The organism is Streptomyces sp. CA-294286 (genome assembly GCF_050947155.1).
Taxonomy (GTDB): domain Bacteria; phylum Actinomycetota; class Actinomycetes; order Streptomycetales; family Streptomycetaceae; genus Streptomyces.
Genome location: NZ_CP192005.1, coordinates 6,288,896 through 6,299,662, shown reverse-complemented (window position 1 = coordinate 6,299,662; position 10,767 = coordinate 6,288,896). Strand labels below are relative to the sequence as shown.

The following is a 10,767-nucleotide window of genomic DNA, read 5'->3' as shown; positions in this document are numbered from 1 at the left end:
TGGCTTACGCTGGTGCCCGTAGCAGCGAACCCGGGCGCTGCGCGCCCGGGTTGCTCACGCTTCGCGTGAGCGGGAGGCGGTTCGCTTCGCTCCTCGCCCTGCGGTACGCGCTGCGCGCGTACCGACAACTGGAGTGGGGTGGCCCGCGTTGCGGGCTTGGGGCAGCCTTCGGCTGCCCCGGTGGCTTGCGCTGCGCTCCAGCCACTGGGCACGCTGCGCGTGCGTGGGTGTGCCGCGCGGAGCGTGGCACACCCACGCACGCGCAGCAGCGGTAGGGGGGTTGTGCGAGGGTGCAACGAGCGGGTGCGCGGGGGGTGGTTGTGCCGGGTCCGCTGCGCTCCCCCAGCACGCGGTCTTCCGGCTGTGCCTCCATCCCCTTGGGCTAGCGGGCCCAGGGGGTGGAGTTAGGCGTGTACGCGGCCGGAGGTAATGGCCCGCCGGGGTGCGCCATGGTGTGCCGGCCTGCGTGACGGGGCTGTCTGGAGGCGGTGCAGCCACCAGGAGGTAGCGGTGAGCAGACCGGTGAAGACCACCACCAGGAACAGCGAGATCCACATCTGGCGGCTCCCGGGGTGGGACCATCCCGTCCAGAGCGTGATGGCCGCCCACAGCAGGGCTCCTGCCAGGTAGAAACCACGGGTCCGGTGCAGCTGCCGTACGGCCCGCGGGGACAGAGAGTGTTCGGTCTTCGGTGCCATGCCCGCCCGTGTACCCGCGATCTGCTGTGCCTACCGGGCGCGTAGGGGCGGGTCTGCCGGTCCCGGCTGCTGGGACCGGGAAAGCGCCTCACGGCCCGGTTTCGTTCCGGTCAGGGGTGCTGCCGCATCCCACTGTCTCCTTCGAAGACCCTCCGTGCTGCCACACCCTGGTCCTCGACCAGCCCCGCGTTGTCCGGCAGGCCCAGGACACTGCCGCAGTGCTCGCACAGTTTCCCGTCCTGTGCGGGTGTCCCGCACGCCTTGCAGAACCGGTTTCCCCGGGGGTTTTCAGTCTTCTCGTTCATGGCGTCTCCGACACGGTGGGGAGCAGTATCGGTAACCCGCGTACCCGTGGTGTGCGTGTCGAGTCATGAACTCTCTGCTTCATTTTTTAATTCAGATAGACTCTGGAGCGAGGCGGCCCCAAGGGTTCGAGCGACAGGCATCTCGGATCGGACCGGTGGTCTGTCCAGGGGCAGAAATGCGGGATCCGGGCATCCCTGTAGTCGTCGAGGTGACGTCTGCGTACGCATTCGCGCTTCCTGGCCGAGTGCGGGAGCTCTCGCAGTCGTAGGAGAAGGCGGATCGGACATGGCAGTCAGGCAACTACGGGCCCACCAGCGGGAAGCTGTGGATGCCGTGCTGCGTGCTCTCGAACTTCCTGCTGGCTCGCTCGTGCCCGAGCGAGGTCTCCGGACCCAGGTGATCATGGCAACCGGGTCCGGGAAAAGCCTCGTCGCCGTCCGCAGCGCCGAAGAGCTCCACGCCGGCCGTGTGCTGGTGCTCGTGCCCTCGCTGGATCTCCTGGCGCAGACCGAGTCCGCGTGGCGTGAGGGAGGCCGCCGGGGGCCGATGATCGGGGTGTCCTCGCTGCGGGGTGAAGAGGCGTCCTTCCCCCACACCACGGACGTGCACGAGCTGGTGGAGTGGACGCGGGGCCTGGACAAGGTCACCGTGTACGCCACGTACGCCAGCCTCGGACTCGGCACGCTGGAGCGGGCGCACGCTGCGGGTTTGGCGGCTTGGGACCTGATCGTCGTGGACGAAGCCCACCGGGTTTCCGGCCGGATCGGCAAGCCGTGGGCGGTCGTCCACGACAACCAGAAGATCCCCTCCCTGCGCCGCCTCTACATGACCGCCACCCCCCGGCTCTGGCAGCTCGGAGACGAGGACGAGGCCGGCGCACCCGGTGAGCTGGTCGCAAGCATGGACAACGACCCCCAGGGCCCCTTCGGCAGCAGGGCATTCACCCTGACCCTCTCGGAGGCCATCGACCGAGGAATCTGCGCCCCCTACCAAGTCGTCTGCGTCGACGTCACCGACACCGCCCTCCAGGCCGCGCAGCTCCTGGGCGCCGAAGGCCGCTCTGCAGAGGTGCGTGGGGCCCGGCTCGCCGCCCTGCAGGCGGCTTTGGTGAAAGCCTCCGCGGAGGAGGGCTTCCGGCGCACACTCGTCTTCCACCACACGGTCAAGGAAGCCGAAGCCTTCGCGGCCGGCCTCACCGACGTCGCCGCGAAACTGCACGCGGATGATCCCGAGCTGTACCCCACGACGATCTGGGCCAACTGGCTGTGCGGGGATCACAAGCCGCTCCACCGTCGGCGTCTGCTGGGCGAGTTCGCGGCCGGGATCGCCACGGACGGCACCGTGGTGGAGAAGTGCTATCTGTGCTCGGTGAAGGTGTTGGGCGAGGGTGTCGACACGAAGGACTGTGACTCCGTGTACTGGGCGGACGTGCGCGGCTCGATGCCGGACCTGGTCCAGGCCGTGGGCCGGGCGCTGCGGATGCAGCCGGGCGAGGGCAAGATGGCAAGCCTGGTCGTACCGGTACTGCTCGGGCCCGGCGAGACACCCGACAACATGCTCACCTCACGGGCCTACAACGGCCTCGCCAAACTCCTGGAAGCGCTGCGGGCGCACGACGCGCGGGTCGTCGAGCAGCTGGCCGAACAGCAGGCGCAGAGCCGCGTGAGAGGCGTTCAGAGCCGCAGTGGGGGTGAGGAGGGCCCAGGCGAGAGGGATGGGTCGGGGCCCTCGGCGCCCGCCCGGGAACTGCTGAAGTTCTCCACGCCGCGCGACCCGGCCGCCCTCGCCGCGTTCATCAACCTGCGCGTCCTCCACCCCGAACACGAGCACTGGCGGCGCGGCGTGGAAGCAGCCGCCCTCTACGCCCGCGAACACGGCAACCTCCGCGTGCCGTTCACATACCGCGTCCCGGGCGTCGACGACCAGGAAGCGGAAGACACGGGGTGGCCGGCCTCCCTCGCCACCAGCGGCCAGGAAACAGAAAGTACGGGATGGCCGGCCTCGCTCGCCGGGTTCCCGCTCGGGCAGTGGACCGCCGACGCCCGCCGCCTCTACGCCCGCGACGACATGCACGAGGACCGCATCGCACAGCTGGAGAAGCTCGGCATGATCTGGTCCCACTACGACATCGCGTGGGAGAAGAGCCTGTCCGCCGCACGCGGGTGGGCCGCCGAACACGGGCACCTCCTGGCGCCCGCGGACGCCACCTTCCAAGGCGCGAAGGTAGGCATCTGGCTGAAGAACGCGCGGGCCGCAGCAAGGAAAGCGCAGGAGATCGAGCAGCGGCGCGCGGAAGGGCTGCCGGTGGGGTCGTCGGCCGGGGCAATGCCGGACGAACGGCGTGAGCAGCTGGAGGACATCGACCCCTCGTGGTGCCCCGCCTGGCCGGTGAGCTGGCAACGCCGCTTCCACCTCGTACGGATGCACCTGGACGCGGGTGAGGCGCTGCCCACCACGCCGGGCAAAATCCTGCGCCAGGGCGAAGACCTCGGACGGTGGGTACAGACGGTGCGGTATGGGTGGGACCAACTCACCACCGTGCAGCAATGGATGAGCGAACACATCCTCGGCATCACACCCGCACCCGAGAACGAAAAGCCGCCACGGCCCCGTACACAAGACGACAAATGGGCCGCCCACCTGACTGCCGCCCGACAGTACTACGCACGCGAAGGACACCTCAACGTCCCCCGCAAACACACCGAGACCGTGCTCACCGAGAACGGCCGGGCAGACCAGTACCACCTCGGAGCATGGATCAACAACCAACGCAACAGAGCCGCCCGGCTGACACCGGAACGAGTGGAGCAGCTCTCCAACATCGGAATGCGCTGGACGTAACCATTTGTGCCGGGCGGGTGCACGTGGGGATCGTTGAGCGGTTGGCGCCGGGACAAGTTGTGGATGCTGTTTTCGCTCGCACCCCGCAGGGGCCGACGCCGCCTCGGAGCGGTGGCCTATGCCCGTACAGGACCGGGAGGTGCCGGCTGCGATCGTGTTCATCGCCTCCGCGTGATGGAACTCAGCCAGGCGGCGCGCTGACGCTTCTTGCGGGAGGGGGCGGTCCGGCTTCTGCCCTACGACGTGCAGGTTACCGACGACCGGGGGGGCCAGGTGATCCACAGGCGCGTCCCAAGGGGTGGGCGCACACTGGAGTGAGTGCGGGATCCTCTCCGTGGGGTGGTACCTATGCGCCGCGTCCTGTCGTCAGGCTTCGCCTTCCTGCTGTCGGCGGCCGTTGCTGGGGCGGGGCTCATTGGCTGTGGTTCCGACGAGAAACCGGGGGTCAGTCCAACAGTCACCCGGACGCAGACCGAGACCCGGACCGTCGCCCCTGTTTCCCCAACGCCCTCACCGCCACCGCCGGAAACCACTACCGTGCCCCCGCCCTCAGCCCCGACCACGCCTGAGCCGTCGTCCGCCCCCGCTGATGCAGCTTCCACCGTCGAGGCATACTTCGATGCCGTCAATGCACGCGACTACCGGCGGGCATGGGACCTCGGAGGCAAGAACCTTGGCGACCCTTCCTACTCGTCCTTCGCGGCAGGCTTTGCAGATGTTGAACGCGACACCGTTCACATCCTTGATGTCAGCGGCGGGACTGTGACGGTCACGATCGATGTCCTGCGGCCAGACGGCACCCAGCAGGTCTACAAGGGCACTTACACAGTCAGGGGCGGAATTATCGTTGACGCCGCCATACGCCTCGTTGCACCGCCGGTGCCGTACGAACCGGAGAGCTCCTACCCGCCCGGGCCCTCTGCAGGGGAACCCGACGTGGACTGTCCGGACCTTCCCGGTCCCGTCTGGGTCGGCCCGTCCGACCCACACAACCTCGACAGCGACGGCGACGGCACCGGCTGCGAGCCCGACTCCTGACCTGAAGCAGGCTGATCGATCGCTTCGAGGCCTGGCCGGCAGCCGATGACGACCGGCCAGGCCGACGTCATCCTGGCGGGGCCCGCCGCGGCCCGAGTGCCTGCCCTCCAGATGAGCGCCGATACGCCTGACGGCTTGAGCGTTGTCCCTGAACGGATGGCCAGCATTCCCGCCACCTGAGCCGCCTCGATGTCGACCGCGACGCCATCGATGAACAGGCAGCTTCCCGGACGCACGTCCAAGCTGGCATGTGCGCAGACCGGGGCGGGCACTGTCCGCAGCCTCACCGATCTCGGCGGATCGGGCGAGAGCGGTGCTGGTCTTGGCGGGGGCCTGGTCGGGGGTGAGGGGCGTGCCGGTGGTGTGCCGGATGGAGGCGCCGCTGTAGATGCGGTTGAGGGCGGAGGCGTCGTCGAGGGCCAGGGCGCGCAGCGTCACCATGCAATGCTCAGCTCCTTCGCGGTGGGCGGTGGGCCGGTCGGCGGGGTCAGGGGCCAGGCACGCGGTGAGGGCGTCCTGGAATTCAGGGAAGGGCCAGGGCCGGACGTCGCGCAGCGCGGTGGTAGCACCTCAGACGATGGCGGCCGGCTTTTCCCGCCGGTCGAGGTCGTCGTCGTCCATGACGGGTCGCTGGCCGGCCCAGCACCAGAACAGCGAGGCGCCCAGGCTCCAGATGTCGGCGGCCGGCTGTGCCTGGATATGGGTATCGGCGGGGGTGTTGCGGATGAGAAGGGCTCATCAGTATCCGATGCAATCGAACGCTACCGTCACCCTCCGCGACCACTCCCCAAAATTTGTGCCAGAACCGAGAAGTGAGAACACTCCTTGGCTACTGCTGACCTACCTGGCCCTGGACTACGCCGGTTCCCACAGGACTGGCGGCAGAGTGCCGCTCACGATGGAGTCCTGCGGCGGTGAGAGCCCGAAGAACCCCTCCACGATGCCCAGCGCGGTGCGGTGTACCTCCCTTTCGCCCCGCTCCCGGTCCGGGAGGCCGGCAGCGGTGAGCAGTTCCTGAAGGCGGAGGGCCGTCGCAGGGTCGCCGTCGACCCCCTGGTAGTCCCATGAGGCGTCCAGGTACAGGTTGCAGGCGCTCACCAGGCGGCCGTCGTGGAAATACTCGAAGTGCGGTGGGACCGGCTTGCCGTTCTCCTCCTCGTACTCCAGGAGGCAGACACGCGCACCGTCTCGCGAGACCGGCCAAGGATCTGATGACGGCCGCCACCGCCGTGGAGGAGACATTGGAGCGCACCGCCACCGGGCAGCCGTAGAGGACAGCGAGGCACGGCGGTCAACGCCAAGCCGGTTATCAGGTGCTTATCGCCTCAGGTCAGTCAGCGTCGATGCGGACGTCGTCGCCACGAGAAGACTTGCCGAGGAATGCGCAGTCGTATTCCAGCACCAGGTGGCCGACATCGTTCGTCCTCACCCGCGCCTGCGCGTAGCCGTCGCGGTCCCGGTACTCGACCTTCAGATCGTCATCGTCGACTTTGCCCTTCGCTGTGCCCAGGGCCACCGTCTTCTGCTCGGGCTCGCCGTACGTGGCCGTCAGCTCGTACTCGGCGTACCCGCTCCTTCTGTCCCATCCCCCCTTGAGCCGCAGGATGTCGTCGGCGAAGCTCAAGGGGTCGTCGAGGTCGTACTTTCCCCCGCCCTCGTTCTCGTACACGTAGCTCATCGGTCTCTGCACCTTCCTGTCCACGCCAGCGCTCGGCGATTCTGTCTGGCCGGTCTCAGCTCCGCTCTTTTCGCCGGCAGGCCAAAGCGCGGAGCCAGCGCGCGCCTGCCACCTGGGCTGGGCACCATGACCACCGTTCCCCTGGCGAGGCCTTACATGCGCGCGACCGCGGCTTCAGTGCGGGCGAGGCTGCTCAGCCAGGGGGCTCGGTTCACCTGCCGGTACTCGTGTTGCCCGCGGGGGCTATGGGCCCACCGCTCGGAGGCGACCTACCGTCCTGGTGGGGACCTTGGATGGTGCCTGCCCCAGCGAGACCGGGCTTTCCGCCGGGGCCGCCGATCCCCATCCCCGGCGGGCAAAACTGACCGCACGGACACCCTTCCTGGCTTGAGGGAGGGGCCCGGCTTGGGTCACATTCGTGTCCCGTGCACAGCCCAGGCCATAACGGGAGCAGCAGCAACACCGGTTTCCCTCTCAGTCATCGAACCCAGGGGGCCGTCGGATCTGAGTCTCAGGCCTCGGTCGGGTAGTCGCCGCTCTGGATGCCGCATTCGACCGCGGCAGTGTTCTCCTCAGCCCCCACCTCGGACTGGGTGCCTGCGGGTGGTGGCGTCAGCGCCTGGCAGAGAACTGATCGCCTGGTGGGGTGCCTTGCGATGGCCAACTGGGAGCCTGTTGCTGCTCGGCGCGGGCGCGGCTGGTGCCGGTCTCGATGATGTTGCCGCCGACGGTGAGGCGGTCCACCATGGTCGCGCAGAGGCGGGGACGGCGAAGGTCTTGGCCCAGGCGCCGAAGGACGCCCTGTCCCGCTCGTGGCAGCCATGGCCTTGTGAGTCGCGCGATGGTCCGAGCGAAGCAAACCTAGTGGCAGTCGGAGCGCGCGTCCCAGGGATGATCGGGGCACTGTCGGCAGAGGAAGAAGTAGATGCCCCCGCAGTCACCGAGCTGGATGTCGCCTGTGACCGTCAGCAGGTGTTCCATGCGATGGCCGGCGGGGCACTCGGGCCAGTCGCCCGGCTGTGTCCAGCAAGGCCAGCCACCGAGCTTCGTGGCCACCAGATGGGACTCGGACAGGCGCTCCTGCGTGTCCGCGGTGTCGCGCAGGCCGTCGGGCAGGTCATGGCGGCTGGGGAAGTCCTGTGCGGTGGAAGGCGACAGCGTGCAGCGACCCTCCTGCGGAACGTTGTACTCGTCGTACTCCCCGCCGCCCGCCACCGGCGCCTCTGCCAGCAGCCCGCGCTCCTCGACGTCCGCCTCCCGCCGCCAGTACAGCCGCGGCACGACCAGATGCGGCCCTTCGTCGTGGTTCAGCGCGCACCACACCAGCTGGAGAAGGTCCTTGTCAGGAGGGAAGGGGACTTCTGGCACGTCCCGGGCAAACAGCTGAAGGATCGGAACCATGGGCACCGATCCCGGGACGATCGGATCGAGGGAACCACCGACCGGGTAGGTCCAGTGGTCCTCCTGTGCACAGTGGGGCCAGGGCTCATCGGCGGGCCACAGCAGAGGACCGCCGAGCGAACTCGCACGGCTCCCGGGCTCACCTGGCTCCGCGTTCAACAGCGTCGCCACACGGGTGAGCATCCCGTGCTCCGGTGGCAACGTACGCAGGATTTCCATGCCGCACAGTCAACAGCACCGCACTGACACGAGCGGGTGCCGGCCAGTGAACCGCCCCGCGTTCGATGGAGATCGTCAAGATGCGGAAGGATGCCGATCATGCCCTGCCGCCGTCCGCCCCGTGGGCTGCCTTCCCCGCCATGGACGCGTCATCGAGCACCCCCGGCCGCGCACGGCACCGTCAACGGCGGCATCTCCTTCTGGTACGCCGACCAGCCCCTGTCCGCCCCGCGCGAGCCCGGGGGCTCGGCCTCCCGGGAGGTCCGGATCATGCAGGTACGCAGGTACCACGCTCCGCGCACGGAGCCGACCCGACGTCACGCCGAACCGGGGGTATCTGTGGGTTTCGGTCGGCGAATCTGGTCCGGCATCGGTGCCCCCGAGCCGCTTGGATCCCGGTTGGCAGTGGCAGCACTCGGCCGACTCAACAGGCACGACCCCGCGCAGCGATGGGCCGTCTCCCTCAGCTCACAAGCCGGGGAGACGGCCCATCGGGGTAGTCCGGCGGCCGTCGCGGGCGCCGCTGATCGCGCCTCGGTCAGAGAAGGCCGATCGAGACGATGCCGCCGCCCGCGGCAACTATGCAGGCGCTTCCCCGGTGCCATCGAGTGATCCGGTCCGCGCGGCCTCGCGTCGCCAACACCATGACGGAGTGGGCGGCGCAAGCAGGAAGCAGAATCCCGAACAACGTGAACGTGCCGATGGCGGACAAGGACATCTCCGCTCGCGTCACCACGGCGGCACCTGCCACAGCGGCAGCGGCGACCGCGTACAGCACACCGGATGCCTGCGTGAGGTCGTTTCCCGTCTGAGGGGCTGGACCACGCTGCTTGTAGTGGTTCCAGTGGCGCCGCTCGGTGCCGAACCGGGCCAGCACCATGACCGCTACCTCGACTACCAGCGCGATCACCGCCACATGCTCAACGGTCACAGCGGCCTCACCTTGAGCAGGCGCTGGAGATGGCGGTGATACCGATGAACGCCTTGACCGCCTCGCGCTCCGCGGAGCCGACCCGCTTGCCGTTCACGAAGCGCCAGATGATGTTGGCGGTCTTCTCGGCCCCGTACTTCTTGTACAACGCCACGGCCCGGACAACCTTGATGCTCGACCCGGCCGGTGCGAGGGTGAGAAGGACGCAGGCGATGGCGGCACCGCACTTGGCGACGAACTCGGTCTCATCCCACCACCCCATCGGGGCCATCATCGGCTTCTCTTCCGCGTCCTCGACCGCGGAGGGAAGGACCGACTTCCGGACGCCCTCGTTCGCGAACACGGCAAGGAGCGCGGCCTGAGCCGCCTCGTCGCCCGGGTACGCGGCTTGTACCAGTTGCTCAGCAGTCGCGTCGGCGGGCAGGGCCGCCAAACGGTCGTGCAGGGCGTCGGGGGCCAGCCGGGTGAAGGCGACGTCGAGTGCGGCGGCGAACTGCTTCTCGGTCACTCCCAGTTCCGCGATTCCCCCCTTGAGCGCCTCGGCCTGCTCAAGCTCTTCGGGCGTGAAACCGTCGTCCGTGGTCAGCGTGACGCTGGTGTCACCGCGCGGTTCCGTGGCCGAGTCCGCCGCATGGGCCCCCGTGGCGGTGGCGAAGATCGCCCCGGCGGTGCTCGCCGCGACGATCATGGCGCTGCTGCGGGCGAGCCCACCGCGAGCGGCGGTGGTAGTGCCGTTGGCCGCGACACGCAGGGTGTTACTCGATATCGACATGAAATTCTGTTCCCCCCTGGTTCATCGCACAGTGATGAGGCCCGCGCCGGTGAGAGCCCTCCTGGTCAGGGAAGCCTGTGGCTCCGGACTTGGAAACGATCATGCGTATCGGCGCATCCGGAGGGCAAGGGATCTGAGAGAAAACTGAGGTGGGCGGGCTGCGCTCATGCGCTGCCCGCCGATGGGACACTCCCCCAAGGCCGGGTAGTTAGCGTTTTCGCAGGGCGCGCAGAGGGTGTTGGGGTCCATGCCGTGGCGGCGTAACGGCAGGGCCGAGTTTGTGGATGAAGCCGGTCTCGGCCTACCTGGAGAGCTGCCGGGACATGGCCTCCATGGTGATGTCGCCGAAGTGGGAGGCGATGTCACGGGGGCGCCAGAGGCGGGTGGGGGCTTCTTCGAGCAGGCCGAGAATCCGGTGGCGGCGGTCGGCGAGGGCGGTGTTCCGGTCATCGCGGGAGATGGCGGAGTTGAGGGTGCGGTTCGCGAGGTTCGAGGACGTTGATGCCGAGGGTGGTGATGGTGCGGCTGGTGTCGGGTCTGATGTCGTCGTGGCGGATGCTGCAGCGGGACATCGGTGACTTGACCTTGCGGGTGCTGACACGCTGCCGGCGGGCGGGAGGAGACGAGTCAGGATCCGGTGCCCGGTCAGCCCGACGTGACCGGCATCCGCGGGGTCGGTGATGACGGCGGCGGCCTGGACGACCTGGTCGCGGGCGGTCTGTAAGGCGTGCCGTCACTCAGAAGGATCCGCACACAGCTCCGAATGCACCCTGAGTGACCACACTGTCTACGCGCTGGCCAACTACCCGTCAAAATGGCCAACTACGAAGCAACGCCGTCCCGTGCGCAGCTCTGTTCTCCGGCCCCCCTGGCGCATGCTCGT

Annotated in this window: 10 protein-coding genes and 1 pseudogene; 2 read left to right on the top strand and 9 right to left on the bottom strand. The window is 68.5% G+C overall.

Annotation, left to right across the window (positions count from 1 at the left end):
• Positions 1-404: 404 nt before the first annotated feature.
• Both ACQPZG_RS32575 and ACQPZG_RS32570 read right to left on the bottom strand, forming a co-directional pair.
• On the bottom strand, positions 405-698 hold the full coding sequence (locus tag ACQPZG_RS32575) for a hypothetical protein (protein WP_433543653.1): 294 nt from the start codon (positions 696-698) through the stop codon (positions 405-407).
• A 110-nt stretch (positions 699-808) separates the two neighbouring features.
• A complete protein-coding gene (locus ACQPZG_RS32570; protein WP_433543654.1) occupies positions 809-1,003 on the bottom strand; it encodes a double zinc ribbon domain-containing protein in 195 nt (64 codons plus the stop codon).
• A gap of 286 nt (positions 1,004-1,289) precedes the next feature.
• On the opposite strand from ACQPZG_RS32570, the gene ACQPZG_RS32565 reads away from it, so the two are divergent.
• Positions 1,290-3,845 (top strand): Helicase associated domain protein, encoded by a 2,556-nt coding sequence (locus ACQPZG_RS32565; protein WP_433549275.1) that lies wholly within the window; start codon positions 1,290-1,292, stop codon positions 3,843-3,845.
• Between the two features lie 348 nt (positions 3,846-4,193).
• Entirely contained in the window at positions 4,194-4,883 is a 690-nt protein-coding gene (locus ACQPZG_RS32560) for an excalibur calcium-binding domain-containing protein (protein WP_433549274.1), read from the top strand.
• A gap of 855 nt (positions 4,884-5,738) precedes the next feature.
• Here ACQPZG_RS32560 and ACQPZG_RS32555 read toward each other — a convergent pair.
• The 7 genes and pseudogenes from ACQPZG_RS32555 to ACQPZG_RS32525 all read right to left on the bottom strand — a co-directional run bounded on the left by ACQPZG_RS32555 (position 5,739) and on the right by ACQPZG_RS32525 (position 10,456).
• Positions 5,739-6,125: a hypothetical protein gene (locus ACQPZG_RS32555; RefSeq protein WP_433549273.1), complete on the bottom strand. Its 387-nt coding sequence runs from the start codon at positions 6,123-6,125 to the stop codon at positions 5,739-5,741.
• 88 nt (positions 6,126-6,213) lie between these two features.
• The gene (locus tag ACQPZG_RS32550; RefSeq protein WP_433549272.1) at positions 6,214-6,561 is read right to left on the bottom strand and encodes a hypothetical protein; all 348 of its coding nucleotides are present in this window, start codon (positions 6,559-6,561) and stop codon (positions 6,214-6,216) included.
• Between the two features lie 612 nt (positions 6,562-7,173).
• Positions 7,174-7,358: pseudogene (locus tag ACQPZG_RS32545) on the bottom strand (hypothetical protein); the annotation flags it as partial.
• 64 nt (positions 7,359-7,422) lie between these two features.
• Complete coding sequence (locus ACQPZG_RS32540) at positions 7,423-8,181, bottom strand: DUF1963 domain-containing protein (RefSeq protein WP_433549271.1); 759 nt, start codon at positions 8,179-8,181, stop codon at positions 7,423-7,425.
• A gap of 538 nt (positions 8,182-8,719) precedes the next feature.
• Positions 8,720-9,112, bottom strand: a complete 393-nt coding sequence (locus tag ACQPZG_RS32535; protein ID WP_433549270.1) for a hypothetical protein — start codon at positions 9,110-9,112, stop codon at positions 8,720-8,722.
• 7 nt (positions 9,113-9,119) lie between these two features.
• A complete protein-coding gene (locus ACQPZG_RS32530) occupies positions 9,120-9,884 on the bottom strand; it encodes a hypothetical protein (protein WP_433549269.1) in 765 nt (254 codons plus the stop codon).
• A 446-nt stretch (positions 9,885-10,330) separates the two neighbouring features.
• Positions 10,331-10,456 carry a hypothetical protein gene (locus ACQPZG_RS32525; protein WP_433549268.1) on the bottom strand — a complete coding sequence of 42 codons (126 nt, stop codon included), beginning with the start codon at positions 10,454-10,456 and terminating at the stop codon, positions 10,331-10,333.
• Positions 10,457-10,767: the final 311 nt, after the last annotated feature.

What these genes read in the sequence shown, in the direction of transcription:
- ACQPZG_RS32575 (WP_433543653.1), bottom strand. Translation starts at nt 698, where the DNA reads ATGGCACCGAAGACCGAACACTCTCTGTCCCCGCGGGCCGTACGGCAG.
- ACQPZG_RS32570 (WP_433543654.1), bottom strand. Translation starts at nt 1,003, where the DNA reads ATGAACGAGAAGACTGAAAACCCCCGGGGAAACCGGTTCTGCAAGGCG.
- ACQPZG_RS32565 (WP_433549275.1), top strand. Translation starts at nt 1,290, where the DNA reads ATGGCAGTCAGGCAACTACGGGCCCACCAGCGGGAAGCTGTGGATGCC.
- ACQPZG_RS32560 (WP_433549274.1), top strand. Translation starts at nt 4,194, where the DNA reads ATGCGCCGCGTCCTGTCGTCAGGCTTCGCCTTCCTGCTGTCGGCGGCC.
- ACQPZG_RS32555 (WP_433549273.1), bottom strand. Translation starts at nt 6,125, where the DNA reads ATGTCTCCTCCACGGCGGTGGCGGCCGTCATCAGATCCTTGGCCGGTC.
- ACQPZG_RS32550 (WP_433549272.1), bottom strand. Translation starts at nt 6,561, where the DNA reads ATGAGCTACGTGTACGAGAACGAGGGCGGGGGAAAGTACGACCTCGAC.
- ACQPZG_RS32540 (WP_433549271.1), bottom strand. Translation starts at nt 8,181, where the DNA reads ATGGAAATCCTGCGTACGTTGCCACCGGAGCACGGGATGCTCACCCGT.
- ACQPZG_RS32530 (WP_433549269.1), bottom strand. Translation starts at nt 9,884, where the DNA reads ATGTCGATATCGAGTAACACCCTGCGTGTCGCGGCCAACGGCACTACC.
- ACQPZG_RS32525 (WP_433549268.1), bottom strand. Translation starts at nt 10,456, where the DNA reads ATGTCCCGCTGCAGCATCCGCCACGACGACATCAGACCCGACACCAGC.